The organism is Alteromonas sp. ABD4_190 (assembly GCF_056160105.1).
The window spans coordinates 1,193,407-1,215,246 of sequence record NZ_JBSWWN010000001.1; the positions used below are offsets into that span (position 1 = coordinate 1,193,407).

Here is a 21,840-nt window from a genome sequence, read left to right on the forward strand (position 1 = left end):
TACCTCATCTGTAGCCTATCTTTATAATTAGTCTACTTTGTTACCGGTTTCTTATTAGATGAAGCACACCATGTCGCGCAAGGCGTTTTACTCGCTAACGGTTACCTTCACAATTTTGTCTGTTCTTGGCCAAGTCTCTACCAGCATTTACAGCCCCTTCTTTTTTGACTTAGCTACCATGTATGGCAGTCAGGTGAGCATAATCGAGCAAAGCGTCGCTGTGTTTTTAGTCGCGTTCTCAGTTTCACAGTTAGCGTCTGGCATAGTGTGCGACTATATAAACAAGCAAATATTTTTGTTTTACGGAATCTTAGTATTTATTGCAGGTACGCTTGTGGTGGCGCTTGCCAGTGAAGAGTGTACTTTTCTCATAGGTCGTGTGGTGCAAGGCTTAGGTGGGGGCGTTGGCGTATCAGTATCGCGAGGGCTGTCACGTCAAATATTTAGCGAAAAGCAGCTCAACACTTCACTTTCGCTTATCAATATTGCCTTTGCTATTGCCCCAGCAATAGCGCCGCTAATAGGTACAATAATTGGCGAGTCTTTGGGTATTTCCGCTATTTTTTATTTCGTGCTGGTAATGGGGCTACTTGCCATACTTTTGCTATTTTCAGTCTCTAGTATTCTTAGTCATTTTACGCCGCCAGTATCTGACAGTGTTTTTAGTCACACGTTAGTACTTATAAAAAGCACAATAGTAAAGCTTGTCTCGGTAGGCATGGCCAGTGGGCTTTTGTATGGCATTGTGTTTTGCTTCATTACCATTGCGCCCTCTATGGTAATGCAGCAGTTCGGCCTTTCTAAAACCCTGTTCTCGGTTTACTCACTGCTAGCCACCTTATCTTTCGTTGTAGGCAGCGTATTCAATATTCGGCTGACTTCTTTGTCGCCTTTGCAAAAATTTAAGGTATCTAGTCTCTGTTTAGCGGTATTTTCCGTGCTTTTTGCATTGACCGTTTTCTTTAGCATAAAGAGTGGGTTAATCAGTATTTTGGCTTACTGCTATATAATGTTCTTTTTCATCGGTATTGCTATGCCTTGTAGCGTAACTATTATGCTTAGCTATTCTGAAACATCTGCCGGTTTTTTAGCTGCACTTACTGGCTTTTTTCACCTAACAGGGGCCGCCATAGGCGCTTACGCAGTAACATTGCTAACGCTAGAGCCTACCGAGGCTTTCAGTTTAATGACTTGTGCGCTAAGTATTGCCAGTATCGCCATTTGCATCACTTTGAAAAAGCACTAGATAATTGTGCTTCCGATGATCTCAATACAATCGAAAAGCCATGCGCTAGCGTCATTACCTATGCTCAGCCTTGCGGCCTTTCGTGCTCATTCGCTGACGACAACACACTTGCCGCGCCTTCTTGCTCTATATTGAGCGCGGTAATTGGGAACGGTATTATGATCCCCTCTTCATCAAACCGCTTTTTCAGCATTTTTATAAACGCACTTTTAATGAAGAAGCGATTAAAGTATTCACGGGTTCTCAGCATTATGGTCAGGTTAATGCTGGAATTATCAAAGGTGTGAAAAATGACGAAGGGTTGATAGGTTTTAACACCGTACTCGTGCTCTTTTAAAATAGTATTGGCTACGTCTAAACAAACCTTTTCAACATGTTCTAAATCAGAGTTATAGTGCACGCCAACTTCTACGGGCACCGACAGTTCGCGCTCGGGATAGTAGTAGTTAATTAGTTTGGAATTTGAAAGCTTACTGTTTGGCATGATTACAATGTTATTGGGCAGCATTCTTACCCACGTAGAGCGCCAGCCTATTTTCTCAACAAACCCTTGTTCTCCCGAGTCAAGTTCAACGAAGTCACCAATGCGAATGGGCTTATCCATTACCAACTGAATACCTGAGAAGAAATTTTCAAGCGTTGGCTGTAAGGCTAATGCTACTGCCAGTGACGTAATACCTAATGAAGCAACGATGGGCGTTATCGATACGCCCATTGTGCTCAAAATAATTAAAATGGCGAGTACGGCGAACACTGCTCTTACAGCACCACCAGCTATAGCGCTGGTGTTTTTCACAATGGTTGATTGGTCGCGATAACGGCTTAACGAGTAGGTAACAAAGCGTTCGAAGAAAAGAAACAGCGTTATTATAAGACCTGCCTCGATAACAGTGGTTAACGCCTCAATAGCCCTTTCATCTTCTATCTGAAATACTGAAACGATACTTTTTACTAACAGCAGAAAGATGACCCAAATCAGTAAATTCAACGGTGCATTTAGAGAGAGTACAAGCACGCGGTAAATATCGGACATGCTGCTGCTTTCGGAACGGGCCTTGGCTTTCAAGCGCACCAATATAAGGCGTTTAATGATGAAAAGCACAATAACAATACCGACTAATCCGACTATTGCTAGTACCTGCTAATTTTCAAAAAATTGGGGGCTATCCACGGCTGACGGTGCTCCTGCGTAAAGAAAGTATGGCGCTTTAACATAAGCTATACGTTAATACGGGAAAGAAGACGCAAAAGGCACACCAGTTATTTACTCACAATGCTCATCCAACTTGACAGCAATCAAACTAACACCATAAAAAACGTGCGATTCTCACAACATAGGGCTTGGTTTTATAGGGCTCTAGCAAAGCGCCTATTTACAGTTAGTGGTTAACTGCACCAACCAAATTTGAGAAATGAGACAGTTGAGCGTGTGATTAGTTTATTTCTCGCTTAGTACTAATTAGAAAGAAGAGTTAATTTGCGTTCATGTTCGCGAGACAACCATGAAGAAGCGTCTTCAATATCCGTAAAAAACAGATAATCCATATTTTTGAGTTCGGGGATCCTCTGAAACATTATTCCGCGTATAACAGGTCCTCGATAGACATAAGCTTTCGCTATTAATCCCATTTCAGGGAGGCGTTTTATAATACGTTTGAGTATGTCGAAGGCCTCAGGAGTCGCCCCCTCGACTTGGCTGATGTCCGCCAGAAGGGAAAAGGGCTTTTTATTAAGTCCTACGACTAATTTAAACAGACTTTCACTATATTCTTCGGCACTTTTTTCATTGAAAGCACCATGGAGTCGACTGAAGATTATTCCATTTTGATATGAGATTGTTGATGAGCTTAGTTTTTTCGACATTGCCTACCTTCACGGTTACTTCCTAAATTAATAGTAGCCGATAAATTGTAGAAAATGCGAACTCGCTCGAGATTTAAAATTACTTATCAGTCAATTTCAAAAGTGCTTCATTGTTAGGAAATCGCTCAAGCCCTTGCTTTAAAATAGCATTTGCTTCTGCTTGCAGATTATTTTCGCGCAAAGCTAATACGTAGTTGTGAACATAAACATGTTGGTTCTGCCCTACTTCATAGCCTTTCTTAAACCAAGCCACTGCTTGGCTGTCGTTTTGCTCTAAGTAATAATTGGCAATCAAGAAGTAACTTAACCAGTACGTTGGCCATGTATGCGACGCGGTTTCCAAAAACGCCAATGAACGCGCTTTATCTCCCACTTTAAGCATATCGTAAGCCGCACTTACATAAGTGAACGGTGTCATCTCAGGCGAGGTTACATTAGGAGGAACTGGTGCCAAATACCAGTAATTTCCTCTTCCCCACGTTCTTTCAAAAAGCTCAAGCGACATTTCGTGATTAGGCGTAAGGCCGGTATGTAAAGTAACCGTCCCCTTATCACTATCGAACCCAATAACAACAGCGTAGTGCCATTGGGGTAATAACTGGATGGACAAATTTTGAAAAACAATCACTGGGATATCGTCTTTAACTAACGACATAATTGACGATAAAGTCCCTCGGTCAGAATATGGCAAAAAACCAAATTGTCGGGTAGCGCTCACCATTTCTAGTTGTAAACTCCCTTCTTTATTGGGAATGAATAACTTAGGCGCAATGTCATTTGGAGAGGTGCTTTCACCATAGTAACCAAACACTTCAGATAGTGTGGTAGGCCCGCAATAAAACTGTTCTTGGGGAAAAAACGGAACAGATTGAATAGTGTGAGATTCAGGTAAAGAGGCAAGTCCCTCTTGCCGCAGCTTGTCAGCTTGAGGTGTGGACTGACAGCCTGAAAGCAAAAATAGAAGCGAAAGGCCTGCTAACGCGCAGGCCTTTTTAACTGAATTGATCATTCAATTAGCTGTTCACTGGACGAATAAATGGGTAAACGTCAGTTACACCAATTAGGTCTAAAATTGCGATAATAGCAAGTACGGTAAGCACTGCGCCCACAACACCACCCGCTGGCGCTTGATTAATTTCATCATTTAATTGGGCAATTTCGCTGTCGGTCATGCCGTTGATTCTGGCGATAGCTTGGTTGCTATCAACACCTAAGCTTACCAATTTGCTCTGTACGTCTGAACGGTTAACCATGTCAATTAACTGCTGCTTATTGTAGTGAGCGGCTTGAGTTTGCATTACGGAATCTGAGCTAATTGCTTCTGCATGCACGCTGCCAGACATTAAAACCGTTGCCGAAAAGCAACCAATCGCAATTTTTTTCAAAAACTTCATGATGTTTCCCTCTTTGAAATGCACAGTTTTATTCTTCTTTTGCGTTATCTAACCCACGATAAACTAGAGTGAAATAAAACTTCGCACTAATTCAGCAGACGCATTTGCGCGCTGCGGTTTATTTTCAGTAGATAAGCACAGCAAGATTAGGACCAACTAAAAAGGCCTTTTTTCATAACAGACAATGTTTCATTTTTTCCTATTTAAAATAATGATTTAAACAACCTTTATGCGAAAAGTGGTGAACAAAGCCTTATTCGTTAATACTGTATTGATGCATCACCGCGCGCTGATTGTTATGTAATATTTTCTTTATGCTGGAATTATTTGCTTGCTGTTAACCTAAACAACATGCTGCAAAAAAATATTACGCCCAGCTCTCTAATAACGCCCGCGCAAAAACTGTTCAAAATTCCCTCGACATGTAGCCCTCAATTCCTTATAGTGCGCGCGCTTTTATATATTAGTGAAGTGACAACCGCTTTCATTATTATCTCTTCTCATCGTTTTACCCCTGGATACCTGTTTTGATTACCACCGCAAATATCACAATGCAGTTTGGCTCTAAGCCATTATTTGAAAATATTTCCGCAAAATTCGGCAACGGCAACCGATACGGCCTGATTGGCGCAAACGGTTGTGGCAAGTCTACTTTTATGAAAATTCTAAGCGGTAAACTTACTCCTTCGTCGGGCAACGTTTCTATGGCGCCTGGCACAAAGCTAGGTATCTTAAGTCAGGATCAATTTGCCTTTGAAGAGTTTAGCGTAGTCGATACTGTAATCATGGGTGACCGTGAACTATGGGAAGTTAAACAAGAGCGCGACGCCATTTACAGCAAGGCTGAAATGAGCGAAGAAGATGGCATGCGCGTGGCGGACTTGGAAACCCAATTCGCCGAGATGGATGGTTACACCGCCGAAGCACGCGCTGGCGATATCTTAAACTCTGCAGGCATCGACGAAAGCTATCATTTTGGTCTAATGAAAGAAGTCGCACCCGGTAAAAAAGTACGTGTACTTTTAGCCCAAGCCCTATTTGCCGATCCTGATATTCTGCTTCTAGACGAACCAACTAACAACTTGGATATTTACACTATCAGTTGGCTTGCTGAAGAGCTTAATAAGCGTAAATCGACCATGCTTATTATTTCGCACGACAGACACTTCCTAAATTCTGTATGCACCCACATGGCCGATATCGACTACGGTGAGCTGCGCGTTTATCCGGGTAACTACGACGACTACATTCAAGCTGCCATGCTAGTTCAAGAGCAGCTTCATGCAGAGAATGCTAAGAAGTCAGCGGAAATTGAAGAGCTACAGAGCTTCGTAGCACGATTTTCTGCCAACGCGTCAAAAGCGAAACAAGCCACCTCGCGCGCCCGCCGTCTTGAGAAAATTGAACTAGCCGAGGTAAAAGCGTCGAGCCGTCGTAAGCCTTATATTGTATTTAAGCAGCATAAGAAGCTTCACCGTCTTGCAATCACTCTTGAAGACTTGGGCCATAGCTATCCAGACCTTCCGTTATTTGACAATGCTAACTTGCTGTTGGAAGCGGGACAGCGCTTGGCGATTATTGGTGAAAACGGCGCTGGCAAAACCACACTTTTGAAATGCCTAGTGAATGACATTGAGCCTACCGCTGGTAGCTATAAGTGGGCAGAAAATGCCGCAATTGGCTACATTCCGCAGGACAACGCCAAATACTTTGCTGAAGATATCACTATGTTTGAGTGGATGAGCCAATGGCGCAGCCCGAAACACGATGACCTTCAAATTAAAGGTATGTTAGGCCGTTTACTGTTTACATCTGACGATTTCAATAAGCGTGTTCAGGTATGTTCTGGTGGTGAGAAAAACCGTTTATTGTTCGGAAAGCTTATGCTTGAAGACATCAACGTATTAGTAATGGATGAACCTACCAACCACATGGATATGGAATCCATTGAAGCGTTAAATAACGCACTGTACAAGTTTGACGGTACGGTTATTTTTGTTAGCCACGATCGCGAGTTTGTCTCATCGCTAGCGACACAAATTATAGAGATAAAAGACAAACAGCTGAATCACTTCGATGGAAACTACGAAGAGTTTTTGGCGCATAAAGAAAGTGCATAATAAAGCGTGTACAAACCGCTAACGCGATCTGCAAACCTTTAGGTTTATTGGAAACCATAAAAAAAACGGGCACTTGATTTAGTGCCCAGTTTACATTTTATTAGGTTTACTGATTTGATAAGTGTTTGGCCACCGTTTCAGCTACACGGTCGAAGTAACTAATAATTGATTTTTTGATAGGCGCTAACTCGCTTTCTGTGACTTCATCGAAGTTTTCAGGTGCAACAAACTTTTCAATGCGCACGTTCTTCGCGGCGTCATCTTGTAATTCGCTAAATTCGGGTTGCGCTGCAATGTCTACAGGTTTATCTAAGCGCTCAAAGCTTACATCAAAACTAGCAGACGCGACGTAATGATCGGTTCCTAAAAAACTTCTTGTAAATAAACCAACGCCTTTGCTCTCATGTTCTGAGCAGCCATATGTACCGCATTCAGTGATGGCTACCGTAGGTGCCTCTTGGACGACAATGATCCTTGAAACACCGTCAGCTAGCAGCGACTTTCTAAGGGCATTTTGGTTTTCGTTAAAAGCCCAATTATCATTCTGCTTCACCACGAAATCTAGCTGCCATGCACCTTTGACTTTGGGCGTTACATCAACCACTTCAAAGCGGTTTGATTGTTCGATTGCTGTCTTTAGTTTGGTAAAAAACGTAGAGGCTAGTTGCCAGTCGTATGCATACTCTTTCGTGAAGTTATTAAACTTGGTGGTACCAATATGAGTATGCGAGGGAAATTCATTAACGTTAATGAAAACCCCTACTTTTTGCTTGGGTAATTCTGCCGGCTTGTCAGCAGTTTCGGCTGCGTTTTCGCTTTCTTGCCCTGAAGTATTAACGCCTTGCTTCAACGCTTCGCTGTCTGTTTTAGCAACTGAACTTGTTGTTTCGACATTCGATTCGGTAGGCATACTATCAGTTGAGTCCATACCTTTTTGTGTTACACATCCTGCTGCAAGCATTGATACAGCGACCAGCGCACCAAGCCTTGTCACGAATTTCATATCACTTCCTTATTTAAAAGCCATCAAGCTTAATACTAAATTTATACTCTTCTGGTTTTGCATAAAATGGCGCTAAAGGTAATACAACCTTACTTCCCTTCTCTACAAGTGGTCGATGCGAACTATATCACGCTCGATTTCTATGAGAGCTGCAGTATCACTTACTATTAAACTTTCAATATTGCGTTAAATCTCACTGTAATAAACATTCCTCATACTGAGTTGAGGTTAGGAAAATTTTCATCGCGTAAATCACCTGCATATCATTTTACGAATCGGGGAAGTCAGTGCTGTTATCTCATAGTAAGCAATTCTTGTTTGTACATATTGCCAAAACCGGTGGAACCAGTGTTCGCGCCGCCCTCAATAAATATCGGTGGGGCCATCGTTATTCTGTACCTCAGTTTATTTGCAATAAAATGAGTCAATTGACCGAACACAAAATTGGAAGCCGTTTTCCTAGACACTCACGTATTATTGCTGCAAAAGAAATGTTGCCCGAAGCGTACTTTAATCAGCTATTTAAATTTGCAGTGGTACGAAACCCTTGGGATTTACAGGTAAGCTCTTATCATCACATTAAACGAGAGCGTCCTGCTGTCATGCAAGGTTATGATGATTTTGAAAGCTTTATGAAATGGAAATTTGATAATTCGCGCCCTTATCAGTACCACATAGACACATCGCTTCAGCTGCAAACGGATTACCTTATCGACCTTCATGGGCAGTTGCTTACTGATTTTATCGGGCGTTATGAGCAATTAGACCGCGATTTTGAGCACATTTGCAATAAGTTGGCACTACCCAATATAGCGCTGCCTCACAGACGAAAAGCAAACAACAGAGATGATTACCGCCGTTACTATAATAGTGCGTTAATTGATCTAGTCTCCACCCACTTTGAGAAAGATATCGCCCTTTTAAATTACACATTTGAATAGGTAAGCGTAAAGAGCACGCTCAAAAATGATCGAACCGGAAGCTTAGGCTGTATTGTGATAAAAAAGGAAATTTATTGATGACTCTACTAAAGTGTTTAGGCGTAGCTAGCCTATCAACATTACTCGCATTCTCTTCCACTGTCACTGCACAACAACCAACGGGATCACAACAGCCCCAAGGCTGGATGTGGGGTTTTGGTGTCGCCGCATCCCAAGATGTGTATACCGATTTTGATAACCGCATTGTGCCTATTCCTATTGTTGGCTACACCGGTGAAAAGCTTCGTGTTTACGGGCCATTCATAGGCTACGAACTATTTAGAGAAAAGGGCTTTACCCTTGATGCCCAGCTTGTGCCGGTATTTGCAGGTTACGAAGAAGATGACAGCGCTGTGTTTACTGGTATGGAAGACAGAGACTTTAGTTACGCGGCTGGCGTTGGCCTCAATTATAATACCGGAAGCTGGGTGTATTCATTGTCAACCAACGCGGACATTCTTGGTAAGTTCGATGGCTACCAGGCATCTGCTCGAATAGGCAAACAGTTTAGAGTAAATAACTTCATGATAGAGCCATCGGTAGGCGTTAACTACCAAGACGCCAACTATGTCGACTATTATTACGGTGTACGCCCCGAGGAAGCCACAGCGTTGCGAAGCGCATATAATGGCGATAGCGCACTTAACACAGAGGTTCGCGTTGCTGTTTCCACCCGCCAATTTTTGGGTGGCATGACCCGCTTAGAGGTTGGCGCCACATTCTTTGACGATAGCATTAGCGATAGCCCGCTGACAGACGATGATACAGCACTGAGTGCCATGCTGGTTTATACGCGCTTTTTTTGACGGTTCAAGAAGTGGTGCGATCAAGAACGTAAAGGCGAAACCTTACTGTTAAATATATTCTACTCAATTAAGGTGTGCGATGAACATCGGCACCGTTTTCACTAGACACAACAAAAAATGCCCCAGTATTTAAGGGGCATTTTCGTTAATTGCACATTGAAATTTACGCGGACGTCTTAAACGCAAGGGTTTCCCAAAGGGGAACGGTAGATAAACTATGTTTGTAGCTACCCGATGTTTCTTTCGTGCTGTACGACAAGTAAATCAGCGTTTTTGAGTCAGCATCATAAATTCGTCGAAGCTTCATATTCTTAAAAAACACGCTCTTTGATTTTTTGAAAATCACTTCGCCAGAATCTGATTTATCGATAGCGTCTAGCATCTCGGCAGTGATGGGGCCGGTTTGCCTGCACGCAATAGAACTGTCTGACGGGTCAGACAAATCTAGATTCGCTTCTATACTTGAAATATGACAAGTGACGCCAGTGACAACAGGGTCTTGAAGCGCATCAATTTTGATATCTTTTGTGGTGAAAAGACCAAGAGACACATCGCCCACTTCGCTGTCGCTACAGCCTGCCAACGTAAACACCGACGCGGCGAATAAACCCAGCACAGTGCTTTTTACAAAAGTGCCCTTCTTCACAGCGCGTTTCATCGAAGTACGATTCATAGAAGTACGAGCCTCATTTGAAATTAACCAACGTCCATTTGTTTGCATATCATTCCCACCTCTACTCTATTTATGATCTACAAGTGTTTACTCGAAACACCAAGCCTGGATCATACTAACCTAACAGGTTTAACTGCGTTTTATCCATAAGGTTGCATCGCTTAATCAGTTGCTTGGCTTTTTCTATGTCTGGGGCAAAATAGCGGTCTTTATCGTAAAACGGCACTTGCTCTCTTAATAGCTGCATCAGCACCTGCAGCTTTTCGCTTGTTGCAAGCGGCTTTCTAAAATCTAAACCTTGGCAGGCCGCTAACCACTCAATGGCCAATATACCTGCCACGTTATCGAAAATATCTCTTAAACGTCTGGCTGCGAAGGTAGCCATAGAAACATGGTCTTCTTGGTTTGCAGACGTTGGCAAAGAATCAATAGAAGCAGGGTGCGCAAGGGTTTTATTTTCACTAGCAAGTGCCGCACAGGTAACCTGTGCGATCATAAACCCTGAGTTTACCCCACCGTTTTCAACTAGAAATGGCGGTAGACCGCTTAAGTGAGTATCTATCATTAGCGACATTCTGCGCTCTGACAACGCACCAATTTCAGACAGCGCAATAGCCAACATGTCTGCTGCCATCGCCACCGTTTCCGCATGAAAATTTCCGCCAGACAAAATATCGCCAGCGGTAGCATCGCCAACACTTGAACTATCGCCGCTTTCTACAAAAACTAACGGGTTATCGCTAACGCCATTAGCTTCCGTCACTAAAATGTCTTGGGCGTAGCGCATTTGCTGTAAACAAGCGCCCATTACCTGTGGCTGGCAGCGCAGCGAATACGGATCTTGTACTTTTTCACATCGTTGATGTGAGTTGCCAATCTCTGAAGTATCTAGCAATGCTCTAAAAGCCGAGGCTACATCGCATTGGCTTTTATGGCCGCGCACCTCGTGAATGCGCGCGTCGAAGGGCACGCGAGAACCTAACGCGGCTTCAACCGTGAGCGCGCCAATACCGATAGCACTGTGAAGCGCATTTTCAGTGTAAAATAGCCCCTGAAGTGCAAACGCTGTTGATGCCTGTGTACCGTTTAATAGTGCTAAGCCTTCTTTAGGTGCCAACGCAATTGGCTCCATGCCCGCTATTTCCAATGCTTTAGCCGCACTTATACGTTCACCTTTGTAGAAAGCTTCCCCTTCTCCTAAAAGCACTACACTCATGTGTGCTAAAGGCGCTAAGTCTCCACTGGCCCCTACCGACCCTTTTTCAGGAATAGCGGGGTAAAGCTGTGCGTTAAATAAGGTAATGAGCGCTTTTATTACGCTTAAACGGATTCCCGAATAACCGCGGGCCAGCGAGTTTATTTTTAACAGCATGAGCAGGCGCACAGTATCTTCTTGCATAAAGTCGCCCGTGCCGGCCGCATGCGATAGCACAATACTGCGCTGTAATAACTCTAACTCGTCAACATTAATACGGGTATTAGCCAATAACCCAAAGCCGGTATTGATACCGTACACGGTTCGATTTTCTTTAATCACGTTAAGCACTACTTGCTCGGCGGCGTTTATAGCGGGTACTGCGCTTTCATCTAACGATAAATGAACGTGACTTCGATGTACTTCTCTTAACTGTTCTAGGTTCAAGGTACCAGGAACAAGCGTAAGCTTTTTAATACCGTCTTGCTCCGCGAAAAAAGAGTTCCGGGACATGATCACGCCTCCCCGTCTAAGTTTTGGTGTGAGCTATGGTTTGAATCTGCACTGCCAGCCCCTTGACTATTAGCCTCGGGATTTACCATAGGAAGATCAAGGTTATGTTTAACCGCACAGTCTTTTGCGATGTCATAGCCAGCATCCGCATGACGCATTACGCCTGTAGCAGGGTCGTTATGTAGTACCCTAGCAATTCGCTCAGCTGCTGCATCAGTGCCGTCACAAACAATTACCACGCCCGAATGCTGGCTGAAGCCCATTCCTACACCGCCACCATGATGAAGGCTCACCCAGGTTGCGCCACCCGCAGTGTTTAATAACGCGTTTAGTAAAGGCCAGTCCGAAACCGCATCAGAACCATCGAGCATGGCCTCGGTTTCTCTATTCGGGGAAGCGACCGAGCCAGAGTCTAGATGATCTCGACCAATCACTACCGGTGCGCTTAACTCGCCACTGCGCACCATTTCATTGAAGGCAAGCCCCAACTTTTGTCTTTCACCTAGTCCAACCCAGCAAATACGCGCGGGCAGGCCCTGAAACTGAATACGTTCTTTGGCCATATCTAGCCAGTTATGTAGATGCGGGTTATCTGGTATAAGCTCTTTAACTTTAGCGTCCGTTTTATAGATATCTTCTGGGTCGCCAGATAAAGCAGCCCATCTAAAGGGGCCAATGCCCTGACAGAACAACGGTCGAATGTAGGCGGGTACAAAACCAGGAAAATCAAAAGCATGTTCAATGCCTTCTTCCAGCGCCATTTGTCTAATGTTGTTGCCATAATCGAGCGTTGCCGCGCCCGCCTGTTGAAAGCCCAGCATGGCTTTAACTTGCAGCGCCATCGACTGTTTTGCTTTTTTAACAACACACGCTTCATCTTTCTTGCGTTGTGCTTCGGCTTGATCCAGCGTCCAACCTACAGGCAAATAGCCATTAAGCGGATCGTGGGCACTGGTTTGATCGGTTACCACATCAGGAATAATCCCTTTTTCAAGCATATCGGGAAATACCTCAGCAGCATTGCCGAGCAAGCCTATTGAAACGGGTTTGCCGTCTTGCTTAGCTTCATCTAACAAGCCCATAGCTTCTTCCAAGGAATGCGCTTTTTTGTCCAGATAGCCCGTTCGAATTCTGAAATCTATGCGGGTTTCATCAACTTCCACTGCCACCATTGAAAAGCCGGCCATAGTAGCCGCAAGGGGCTGTGCCCCACCCATACCGCCTAAGCCGCCTGTTAAAATCCAGCGTCCTTCAGCGCTTCCTTCAAAATGTGTTTTTGCCACGCTCACAAAGGTTTCATACGTGCCTTGCACAATGCCTTGCGAGCCTATGTATATCCATGACCCTGCCGTCATTTGCCCGTACATCATCAAACCTTCTTTATCCAGAGCGTTAAAGTGCTCCCAATTAGCCCAGTGCGGTACAAGGTTAGAGTTTGCAATCAACACACGAGGTGCGTTTTCATGGGTAGGAAATACGCCAACCGGCTTGCCCGATTGAATAAGTAATGTTTCGTCAGTATTTAAGCGCTTAAGCACTTCAACAATTTTGTCGTATGACGCCCAGTCTCGAGCCGCGCGCCCAATGCCACCGTAAACCACCAAGTTTTGCGGATGTTCCGCCACTTCTGGATCCAGGTTATTCATTAACATGCGAAGCGGCGCTTCGGTTTGCCAACTCTTCGCATTTAGCATACTGCCTCTTGGGGCACGTATTTCTCTTGTAGGGTCGAGGCGTTTCATAAACTTCTCCTAGGCATCTTTTTCTGAAATATTTTTGTTATAAGAAGCAGTATCTTTAAAAAAGCGCCTTGAGAGTTAGCGTCTTAGGCGCGTTTGCACTTAAAACTCCAAGTGTCCTCCCAGTCGGTATCTACTGCCAGGGTGGAAAAGCACAGCGTGGCTAACCACAGCACTTGCATCAGTTGCTTTCCCCGCTCCACGAGAAAATGTTCGCCGAGTAATCTTTAGGCAGGGCTCTTTAGGCTTTATCAGTAACGCTTGTGCAATATCTTTTTCAACAATTACAGCTTCAACACTATGGTCCGCCTGAGAGAGAGGCGCGACTTGGTTTAGATAAAAGTTTGCAGTTTGCGCTTTAAAGTCTTTATCTAGGTAGTCGTCAATCCAAGCTGGGTTAACCCACCGATCTTCATACTGAACAGGCAAGTTGTTCTCGCAATGCACAATAATGCTGTGAAATACAGGCTCTCCTACATCAACGGCTAGGCGTTGTGAAATAGCATCACTGGCAGGCGCAGTTTCCAGCACCAATATCTCGTTAGTGTATCTATGCCCCCGCCGCTCAATTTCATCGCGAATACTTTTGATTTCTAACATTGAACTCATAGGGCGGCTATCTGACACAAATGTGCCTATTCCCTGGCTGCGCATCAAAATGCCCTCGTCCACCATTTCGCTTAGCGCACGTCGCGCAGTCATCCGGCTTACACCGTGCTGCTGGGCAAGTTGGTTTTCTGAGGGCACTTGACTACCCGGCTTCATTTCACCGCTTTCAATGGCATCTAAAATTGCTGTTTTAATTACCCTGTATCGAGGTTGCATATCGTGGGTTCACAACTCAGTTGTTAATAATATGATAACAGCATACTTGTATATACAAGTATACACAAGTACACTGACTTTTAAAATCTGCACATTGTTTCAGTGAAGGCACTGGGCAGAAGTAGGCAAAGAGCTAGGAAATAGGTGACTTAAGGTGGAGCGCAATATGGGTTATCAGTACGACACGCTTATTTACAACGTTCGCATTGCATCTATGCAAGACAATGGGTTGCCTTATGGCGAATTGCCTTCACACGCCATCGCCATAAAAGACGGCAAAATTGCTGCGTTAATTCCTTGCCACCACTCACTGGGCGAAGTGTTTAAGCAGGCCAAAAACGTAGTAGATGCCACTACATTAATTCCTCAAAATGAAGGTTCAACGCTCAAACACCCGTGGCTATTGCCTGGCTTTATCGATTGTCATACGCATCTAGTGTATGGCGGCGATCGCGCCGAAGAATTTGAAATGCGATTGCAGGGCGCAAGTTATGTAGACATTGCGCAGCGCGGCGGTGGCATTAAAGGGACGGTTGAAAAAACTCGATGTGCTAATGAGCGCACTTTGCTTAATACCGCGATAAAGCGAGCAAAGCGACTGTGCGAAGAAGGTGTTACTACCATTGAAGTTAAATCAGGTTACGGGCTGGATTTAGACACTGAAGTGCGCATGTTGCGCGTGGCTAAATCCCTTGAACAACACCTTCCTGTTAGCATTCAAACCACTTATTTAGGCGCTCACGCCCTGCCCAATGAATTTGCTGACGACTCAGAAGGATATATCGATTTCATTTGCAACGAGGCACTTCCTCACATTGCTTCGCAAAACTTAGCTGACGCCGTTGATGTATTTTGTGAAACTATCGGTTTTTCAACTTCTCAAACAGAACGTGTTTTTAGCTGCGCACAGCAGTACGGTTTACCCATTAAAGCTCATGTAGAGCAGCTTAGCGACAGCAAAGGTGCAGTCTTGGCGGCTAAGTACGGCGCACTATCGGTAGACCACATCGAATATTTAGCTGACAGCGATATTCCCTTACTTGCCCAAAGTGGCACCGCTGCCGTGCTTTTACCAGGCGCTTTTTATTACTTAAGTGAAGTGCAAAAGCCGCCGGTAGATGCTCTAAGGGCGCACAATGTGCCCATGGCCTTAGCCACTGACTTTAATCCAGGTAGTTCGCCGTTAGCCTCAATCCTTACCGCGATAAATATGGGGTGTGTGCTGTTTCAACTTACGCCAGAAGAAGCGCTACGCGGCGCTACTGCACACGCGGCTAGTGCACTAGGACTGCACGACCGAGGTGTTATTGAAGCAGGCAAGCTTGCTGATTTAACGCTGTGGGATATCGAAACGCCGGCAGAGCTCGCCTATTGTATTAATGGCCACCGCCCCGTTGCGGTGTTTAAGGAAGGTAAACATGTTTAAGTGGCAAGGCAGAATAGATAGTGAAGACGGAATTCATGGTTTGCGTTGGCATCAAAAAATTAACGAACTTGAAGTGGGCGAAGATAATTCATTAGCCAACCCCGTTACCCTTGTTGGTTTTGAAAGTGATTTAGGTGTGGCATTTAACAAAGGCCGCGTAGGTGCAGCTGCTGGTCCAAACGCTATTCGCCAGGCGCTTGCAAATTTACCCTGGCACTGGCCAAGCGCAGCATTGGCTGATTTAGGGAATGTTACCGCTAAAGAGAACTTAGCCCAGGCACAAACCCAATATGCCGACGCCATTTGTTATGCGCTCAAGCAAAATGATGGATTGGTCATTGGGCTGGGAGGGGGACATGAAATTGCATGGGGTAGCTATCAAGGGTTTTTCAATGCTAAGTCGAAAAGTGCCCGCATTGGAATTATTAATTTCGACGCACATTTTGATTTAAGAAAGCCTTCACCAAACACCAGTTCAGGTACGCCATTCAGGCAAGTGTATGATCACTGCCAGCTACACGATACACCGTTTCATTACGCTTGTTTGGGCGTATCGAAAGCAGCCAATACACCAGCGCTGTTTAACTTTGCCAATACGTCCAACACGCGCTATTTAACCGATGTGGCGTTAAATGATGAATCACTGTGTATGCAGCGAATAGATGAGCTACTATCTCCGATGCTAAAAGACATCGATGAGCTTTACGTCACAGTATGTTTAGATGCATTTCCAGCAGCACAGGCACCTGGCGTTAGCGCTCCCAGTGCGTTGGGGATTTCCCCAGCGCTTGTTATCAATACGCTGCACTTTTTAGCACAGCACCAAAGTACTTATGGATATCAATGGAGACTGTGTGACGTTGCGGAAATGAACCCAAATTATGATATTGATAGCCGCACAGCAAAGCTGGCTGCACGGCTAATTTTTGAAGCGGTAGATGCAATAAGCTCGCACACTTGATGCGTTAAACATTTGCGTTTACTTGCCACCGGCTCTTTCACACGCAGCGGCGGTAAACAAGACATCGGTGGAGCTATTTAATGCTGTTTCAGCAGAGTCTTGCAGTACGCCAACAATAAAGCCCACCGCAACCACCTGCATAGCCACTTCATTGGGTATATTAAACAGGCTACAGGCAAGCGGAATAAGCAATAACGACCCGCCAGCAACACCTGAACTTCCACATGCTGATACCGCAGCGATAACGCTTAACAATACAGCAGTAGGGAAATCTACAGCAATTCCCAAAGTATTAACCGCAGCCAGTGTTAACACGGTTATTGTGATTGCAGCCCCAGCCATATTAATGGTGGCGCCTAACGGAATAGATACCGAATAGGTGTCCTCATCAAGCTTTAAGCGTTTACACAGCGCCATGTTTACCGGAATATTCGCCGCCGAACTCCGAGTGAAAAATGCCGTAATGCCACTTTCTTTTAAGCATTTAAACACCAGAGGGTACGGATTCTTTTTGGTTGCCAAAAAGACTAACAGCGGGTTGGTTATTAGTGCGATAAATAGCATTGCGCCGATGAGTACCGTTAATAAATGAGAGTAGCCAAGCAATGCTTCAAAGCCCGTTGTAGCAATGGTATTGGCTACCAAGCCGAAAATACCGGAAGGCGCAAGCCTGATAACAAAACTCACTACGGTTGTTACGCTATCTGCCATATTTTGAAGTAGCGCTTTTGTTGCCTCGCTAGCATGACGAAGACCTAAACCTAGACCTACAGCCCACGTGAGAATTCCAATATAATTTCCATTTACTAATGCATTTACCGGATTATCTACCATGTTATAAAGCAAAGTAGTAAGGACTTCCGACACACCTTTCGGTGCAGCTTGGCTAACTTCTGAAGTCACTAAGCTTAAGCTTGTAGGAAAAGCAAAGCTTGCCAACACGGCGGTGAGCGCGGCCAGTAGTGTGCCCAACAAATAAAGCACAAGCACGGGCTTGACAAAGGTTTGCTCGTTTTGCTTATGGTTGGCGATGGATGCCATGACCAAAACAAAAACCAATAAAGGAGCAATTGCTTTTAGGGCTTTTACAAATAAGTTACCCAATAGCCCTGCTGATTGAGCAGCTGAAGGTGAAAAACTCGCTATCGCAATACCGCATACGATACCAATGATAATTTGCAGTACCAAACTGCCATTCATGTAGCGCTGAAACAGGCTAGGGCGTGACGTTGAATCCATAAATGTTGGTCCATTATTATTTTGACGACGCACCATAAAGGATAACGTCACACAAATGAACCAGTTTGGTCTTAGTTACTCGCAAATAACCGTATGCTTGCCGTTTATAAGGGTTTACGCGGTGAGTTCACCCCACCGCATAAGGTTTTTCTAGTGCACTTAATCCCACACCGTTGCGTTTAATCACTTTAAGCTGAGTAGGAATACGTTCCTTCATGGCTTCGATATGGCTTATCACTCCAATCATTTTTCCGCTGGCATTTAAATTGTCTAGGGCATCAAGCGCCACATCCAAAGTTTCAGCATCAAGGGTGCCAAAGCCTTCATCTAAAAACAGCGAATCAATACTGGTTTTGTGACTGACCAAGTCAGATAAAGCTAATGCCAGTGCAAGGCTCACCAAAAAGCTTTCTCCGCCAGACAGGGTTTTGGTGTCTCGCACTACATCACCTTGCCAGGTGTCTAATACACTTAAACCCAACCCTTCGTTTTCTTTTCGAATTAGCTGATAGCGCCCGTGTAATTTATCAAGCTGCTGATTTGCAAGCTGCACTAAGTTGTCCAAAGTAAGCCCTTGGGCAAAACGTCTGAATTTGTCGCCGCTGGCCGAACCAATTAACGAGTGCAGGTAAGTAATATCATCGTAATAGGCCTCAAACGCGGCCATCTCATCCACAAGCTGCTGCTGCTTTTCACGGGCTTGATTGTTAGCGCTTAGCTGCTGTTCAATTTGTCCTAAAGAGGATAACAGCGCGTCACGCTGCTGAGCTTGCTCGGTAATTTTCGAATCGAGCCACTGTGCACCGTGCTCTTCTGATTCACTCTGCCACTGCGCTGCATTAGCATGTGCTTTTAGCGATTGTTGGGTAGCTAGCGCGTTTTCTAGCTTTAAGTCTGCTTGTTGCTTTTGCTGAGTTAATCGCTTTTGCAGTTCAAGTAAGGTGTTGCGGGTATCTTCGTCTAAAAGCGCATTGCTAAACGCTTGCTCATCGTCAAATGGACTGCTCGCCAACTGACGGTTAAAGTGCTCTGTTGCCTCTGTAAGTGCCTGCTCTTTTTCTCGCATTTGCTCATTAAGCTGGGAAATTTCGGCCTCTAAACGAGACAAAATAGTGTCCGTTTGTTGTAGGCGAGATTTGCATTCATTTACATTTCGCTCAGCCATTTCTTGGGCGGCGTTTGCCTTATTCCTTGTTTCAGCAATATTGCCTTCAGGGAATACTGTTGTGCGCGAGTCTCGCAGCGCCTTTAAACTATTATCTAGCTGCACAAGCTCTTCAGATACATCCTTTAGCTGATTCTCAGCGCTTTCGATATCACGACTGACCACAAGCAAGGTGCTGTTTACCTCTTGCAACTCATCTTTAAGTTTAGCGTGTAGCTGATGATTGTGTTTATAGGTTTTAAGCGCTTCGGCTTTTTCATTTAACCACGTGGTAATTCCATCAATAGACAGGTTGTGAATGTCAGCACCGTGCGCCGTCATAGTCTCGCTGAGCGCTAAAATACTATTATTAATCCCTTGTGTTTTGTTCTCTAGCTCTACATTGCGTTCGATGAATTGCTTTTCCAAGGTTTCGCGCTGCTGCAGAGAAACTGCAAGTTCTGACTGCTTGCCTTGTAATGCCTGTTGCGCTTCATTTTTAGCCTGCAAAGCAGCATTTAGAGCTTGCTCGCATTCTTCTAAACGGGTTAATTGGGCACTAATATCATCGAGACGAGTTTTAAACTCATGGGTAAATTGGGCGACGCTTTGCGAAGTATTAATGTCGACCTTTTCAAAGCTCGATATATCAGCGCTAAGTACGCTTGAAATCTGCTGCCACTTTTCTAACAGTGTTTCTCGTTGCCCGCTTGCCTGTTCTAGCTGCTTATTAACCTGAGCAAGAGTGAATTCAGTTTGTGCAACGCTTTCTTTTGCCCGCGCCCCTTGCTGCTCAATATCATCTAACTGCTGCTTTAGGCTATCTCGCTTTTGGATAGTTTCAGGTACATCAATCGCCACGCTAGACGTGGTGTGTTCGTTAGCCCCACAAACAGGGCATGGCTCGCCACTTTTTAACTGCGCGCGCAGGTGCGCCACTTCAACATCCAGAGCGATAAGCGCCTCTATGTCTTTTAAATTACTACGAGTTTGCTTGTAAGCATCAACCAAGGCTTGGCGGTCAGATTGCTGCTGCGCTAGTTGCTTCGCCAAGTCTTCTTTCTGCGAGCTCAGCGCTACTTTGTCTTGCTCTAGTGCCAAATATTGCTGTTGAATATGCCCTATCTGTAACACGTTATCCCAATGATGGAGCTTGGTATCGCGCTCTTGCTGAAGGCTTGCTTTATTGGTAGCGCTATTTTCATTAGCGTTAAAAAGCGCAGCATTTAACGCCTCTTCACAAGTAGCTACCTGGGCGGTTTTATTATCAAAAGTTTGCGTTAATGTTTTTAGCGATTTATTCGTCTTTGCAATAGCTTCATCTAGGGATGAAAGCGCCTGACGATCATTCTTTACGCTTTGTGTCAGTGTTTCTAATTGCTTTTTATCATGTTCAATATGGCGCGCCGTTTCGCTCCAGCCACTTATAAACTCTGCCATGCTGCTGAGTGATTGGTGGTCATGTAAGTAGGCTTCCAGTTCACCAAGCTTTGTCTTGTTATCTGCCGAGGCGTTTTCGATTTCTGTGCGCTTTAGTGTTAACGCGTTTATTGACTGCCTTAAACTTGCCGCGCTTTCGTTTGCTTTTTGCTGTTCAGTAATGAGCTGCGCTATTTGGTTATCTAGCGGAACCACCTGCTCGTTTATGCGCTTTTCAAGCTCACTGCTTTGTTGCTTTGTAAGAACTAACGCTTGTTCGGCATGGGTTACTTCTGAACTACGTTTTGCCTTTTGCGTTGTTAAGTCGGGCAGCTGGGCTGCTTTCTCATCGAGCCTTTCTTTATAACGAGTTACATCTTGCTGAAGCCCATTTCTTTGCAAGAATGGCAGGCGAAGCTTTTCAGCTGGTTCACTTTGGGTTAGAAGTTCAAGCTGATGCTTCGCCTCATTGATGGCATTATTCGCGCTCTGCTGCGCTTCACTGGCTTCTTTTATAGTTAGCTCATTGGCGTTAAACGCTTGTTGCCACTGCTGTTGCTTTTGTAACTGAACAAGTGTTTGGTTAGACGTTGCGACTTGGCTCTTGGTTTGTGCTTGCTCTTCTTCAAGCTGGGTGATTTGCTCGTCGCTAAGTAAGGTTACGCCTTCTAGCTTTATCGCAAACTCTTTTTTCTTTTGTTTAGCGTCACTAAATTGCTGATGCACTGCCTGTGATATCTGCCCGTAAATTTCAGTGCCAGTTAACTCTTCAAGCAGCTCGGCTCGGTCGGCCTCGTTAGCATTTAAAAACGCAGCAAAATCTCCTTGCGACAACATCATAGACTTTGTGAAACGGGCAAAATTAAGGCCAGTCAGCTTTTCAATCTCTTCACTTTTCGGCCTAACTTGGGTAGCCAATACCTTGCCGCTTTCAACTTCGGCCAGCTCAACATCGGCACTTTGAAGGTTACCGTCAACTTTCCCTCTGGCGCGACGCATACTCCAAAACGCACGGTATGCTTTACCCTTTATATCAAACTCAACCTCTGCCAAACACTCCGCCGTGCCGCGGGTCATGATGTCGTTGTTCGACGTTGAAATAGGCCCCAAGCGAGGTGTTTGGTGATAGAGCGCTAAACAAATGGCATCAAGTAGCGTGGTTTTACCCGCCCCGGTTGGGCCCGTGATAGCAAACAGCCCATTGTCGATAAACGGCGACTGGGTGAAATCTATCTTCCACTCCCCTTTTAAGGCGTTTAGATTTTTAAGGCGTAAGGTCAATACTCTCATTGTG

General features: G+C 44.8%; 17 protein-coding genes. 6 read left to right on the plus strand and 11 right to left on the minus strand.

The features are described 5' to 3' along the window. The first annotated feature begins 58 nt into the window (after positions 1-58). A complete protein-coding gene (locus ACXAFM_RS05260; RefSeq protein ID WP_474833702.1) occupies positions 59-1,246 on the plus strand; it encodes an MFS transporter in 1,188 nt (395 codons plus the stop codon). 64 nt (positions 1,247-1,310) lie between these two features. Here ACXAFM_RS05260 and ACXAFM_RS05265 read toward each other — a convergent pair whose 3' ends face one another. The 4 genes from ACXAFM_RS05265 to ACXAFM_RS05280 all read right to left on the minus strand — a co-directional run bounded on the left by ACXAFM_RS05265 (position 1,311) and on the right by ACXAFM_RS05280 (position 4,503). Continuing rightward, positions 1,311-2,375: a mechanosensitive ion channel family protein gene (locus tag ACXAFM_RS05265; protein WP_474835548.1), complete on the minus strand. Its 1,065-nt coding sequence runs from the start codon at positions 2,373-2,375 to the stop codon at positions 1,311-1,313. Between the two features lie 326 nt (positions 2,376-2,701). Beyond that, positions 2,702-3,109, minus strand: coding sequence for a hypothetical protein (locus ACXAFM_RS05270; protein WP_474833705.1), 408 nt, complete (start codon positions 3,107-3,109; stop codon positions 2,702-2,704). 79 nt (positions 3,110-3,188) lie between these two features. Further along, positions 3,189-4,118, minus strand: a complete 930-nt coding sequence (locus ACXAFM_RS05275) for a PA2778 family cysteine peptidase (protein ID WP_474833707.1) — start codon at positions 4,116-4,118, stop codon at positions 3,189-3,191. Positions 4,119-4,122: 4 nt separating this feature from the next. After that, complete coding sequence (locus ACXAFM_RS05280; RefSeq protein ID WP_118490142.1) at positions 4,123-4,503, minus strand: PA2779 family protein; 381 nt, start codon at positions 4,501-4,503, stop codon at positions 4,123-4,125. A gap of 527 nt (positions 4,504-5,030) precedes the next feature. Between ACXAFM_RS05280 and ACXAFM_RS05285 the strand changes: the two genes are divergently transcribed. After that, positions 5,031-6,623 (plus strand): ABC-F family ATPase, encoded by a 1,593-nt coding sequence (locus ACXAFM_RS05285; RefSeq protein ID WP_474833710.1) that lies wholly within the window; start codon positions 5,031-5,033, stop codon positions 6,621-6,623. Between the two features lie 106 nt (positions 6,624-6,729). Here ACXAFM_RS05285 and ACXAFM_RS05290 read toward each other — a convergent pair whose 3' ends face one another. Then, positions 6,730-7,626 carry a hypothetical protein gene (locus ACXAFM_RS05290; RefSeq protein ID WP_474833713.1) on the minus strand — a complete coding sequence of 299 codons (897 nt, stop codon included), beginning with the start codon at positions 7,624-7,626 and terminating at the stop codon, positions 6,730-6,732. A gap of 287 nt (positions 7,627-7,913) precedes the next feature. On the opposite strand from ACXAFM_RS05290, the gene ACXAFM_RS05295 reads away from it, so the two are divergent. Both ACXAFM_RS05295 and ACXAFM_RS05300 read left to right on the plus strand, forming a co-directional pair. Then, positions 7,914-8,567: a sulfotransferase family 2 domain-containing protein gene (locus ACXAFM_RS05295; RefSeq protein ID WP_474833715.1), complete on the plus strand. Its 654-nt coding sequence runs from the start codon at positions 7,914-7,916 to the stop codon at positions 8,565-8,567. Positions 8,568-8,644: 77 nt separating this feature from the next. Continuing rightward, the gene (locus ACXAFM_RS05300; RefSeq protein ID WP_474833717.1) at positions 8,645-9,412 is read left to right on the plus strand and encodes a MipA/OmpV family protein; all 768 of its coding nucleotides are present in this window, start codon (positions 8,645-8,647) and stop codon (positions 9,410-9,412) included. Positions 9,413-9,575: 163 nt separating this feature from the next. Here the strand turns inward: ACXAFM_RS05300 and ACXAFM_RS05305 are convergent, their stop codons facing one another. The 4 genes from ACXAFM_RS05305 to hutC all read right to left on the minus strand — a co-directional run bounded on the left by ACXAFM_RS05305 (position 9,576) and on the right by hutC (position 14,357). Continuing rightward, positions 9,576-10,070 carry a CreA family protein gene (locus ACXAFM_RS05305; protein WP_474830520.1) on the minus strand — a complete coding sequence of 165 codons (495 nt, stop codon included), beginning with the start codon at positions 10,068-10,070 and terminating at the stop codon, positions 9,576-9,578. Between the two features lie 130 nt (positions 10,071-10,200). Further along, positions 10,201-11,793 carry a histidine ammonia-lyase gene (hutH, locus tag ACXAFM_RS05310; protein WP_474833719.1) on the minus strand — a complete coding sequence of 531 codons (1,593 nt, stop codon included), beginning with the start codon at positions 11,791-11,793 and terminating at the stop codon, positions 10,201-10,203. A 2-nt stretch (positions 11,794-11,795) separates the two neighbouring features. Next, positions 11,796-13,535 (minus strand): urocanate hydratase, encoded by a 1,740-nt coding sequence (gene hutU, locus ACXAFM_RS05315; protein ID WP_474833721.1) that lies wholly within the window; start codon positions 13,533-13,535, stop codon positions 11,796-11,798. Between the two features lie 99 nt (positions 13,536-13,634). Continuing rightward, on the minus strand, positions 13,635-14,357 hold the full coding sequence (gene hutC, locus ACXAFM_RS05320; RefSeq protein WP_474833723.1) for a histidine utilization repressor: 723 nt from the start codon (positions 14,355-14,357) through the stop codon (positions 13,635-13,637). A gap of 166 nt (positions 14,358-14,523) precedes the next feature. On the opposite strand from hutC, the gene hutI reads away from it, so the two are divergent. Beyond that, positions 14,524-15,783 (plus strand): imidazolonepropionase, encoded by a 1,260-nt coding sequence (gene hutI, locus ACXAFM_RS05325; RefSeq protein WP_474833725.1) that lies wholly within the window; start codon positions 14,524-14,526, stop codon positions 15,781-15,783. Then, complete coding sequence (hutG, locus tag ACXAFM_RS05330; protein ID WP_474833727.1) at positions 15,776-16,744, plus strand: formimidoylglutamase; 969 nt, start codon at positions 15,776-15,778, stop codon at positions 16,742-16,744. Before hutI ends, hutG begins: the two co-directional genes overlap by 8 nt. 18 nt (positions 16,745-16,762) lie before the next feature. On the opposite strand, the gene sstT is transcribed toward hutG, so the two are convergent. Beyond that, entirely contained in the window at positions 16,763-17,983 is a 1,221-nt protein-coding gene (gene sstT, locus ACXAFM_RS05335; RefSeq protein ID WP_474833728.1) for a serine/threonine transporter SstT, read from the minus strand. Positions 17,984-18,110: 127 nt separating this feature from the next. Beyond that, positions 18,111-21,836: an AAA family ATPase gene (locus tag ACXAFM_RS05340; protein ID WP_474833730.1), complete on the minus strand. Its 3,726-nt coding sequence runs from the start codon at positions 21,834-21,836 to the stop codon at positions 18,111-18,113. Positions 21,837-21,840 lie beyond the last annotated feature (4 nt).

Excerpts from the sequence above, each read along its gene's own strand:
- ACXAFM_RS05260 (WP_474833702.1), top strand. The coding sequence starts at position 59 with ATGAAGCACACCATGTCGCGCAAGGCGTTTTACTCGCTAACGGTTACC.
- ACXAFM_RS05270 (WP_474833705.1), bottom strand. The coding sequence starts at position 3,109 with ATGTCGAAAAAACTAAGCTCATCAACAATCTCATATCAAAATGGAATA.
- ACXAFM_RS05275 (WP_474833707.1), bottom strand. The coding sequence starts at position 4,118 with ATGATCAATTCAGTTAAAAAGGCCTGCGCGTTAGCAGGCCTTTCGCTT.
- ACXAFM_RS05280 (WP_118490142.1), bottom strand. The coding sequence starts at position 4,503 with ATGAAGTTTTTGAAAAAAATTGCGATTGGTTGCTTTTCGGCAACGGTT.
- ACXAFM_RS05290 (WP_474833713.1), bottom strand. The coding sequence starts at position 7,626 with ATGAAATTCGTGACAAGGCTTGGTGCGCTGGTCGCTGTATCAATGCTT.
- ACXAFM_RS05300 (WP_474833717.1), top strand. The coding sequence starts at position 8,645 with ATGACTCTACTAAAGTGTTTAGGCGTAGCTAGCCTATCAACATTACTC.
- ACXAFM_RS05305 (WP_474830520.1), bottom strand. The coding sequence starts at position 10,070 with ATGAAACGCGCTGTGAAGAAGGGCACTTTTGTAAAAAGCACTGTGCTG.
- hutH (WP_474833719.1), bottom strand. The coding sequence starts at position 11,793 with ATGTCCCGGAACTCTTTTTTCGCGGAGCAAGACGGTATTAAAAAGCTT.
- hutU (WP_474833721.1), bottom strand. The coding sequence starts at position 13,535 with ATGAAACGCCTCGACCCTACAAGAGAAATACGTGCCCCAAGAGGCAGT.
- hutC (WP_474833723.1), bottom strand. The coding sequence starts at position 14,357 with ATGCAACCTCGATACAGGGTAATTAAAACAGCAATTTTAGATGCCATT.
- hutI (WP_474833725.1), top strand. The coding sequence starts at position 14,524 with ATGGGTTATCAGTACGACACGCTTATTTACAACGTTCGCATTGCATCT.
- hutG (WP_474833727.1), top strand. The coding sequence starts at position 15,776 with ATGTTTAAGTGGCAAGGCAGAATAGATAGTGAAGACGGAATTCATGGT.
- sstT (WP_474833728.1), bottom strand. The coding sequence starts at position 17,983 with ATGGATTCAACGTCACGCCCTAGCCTGTTTCAGCGCTACATGAATGGC.
- ACXAFM_RS05340 (WP_474833730.1), bottom strand. The coding sequence starts at position 21,836 with ATGAGAGTATTGACCTTACGCCTTAAAAATCTAAACGCCTTAAAAGGG.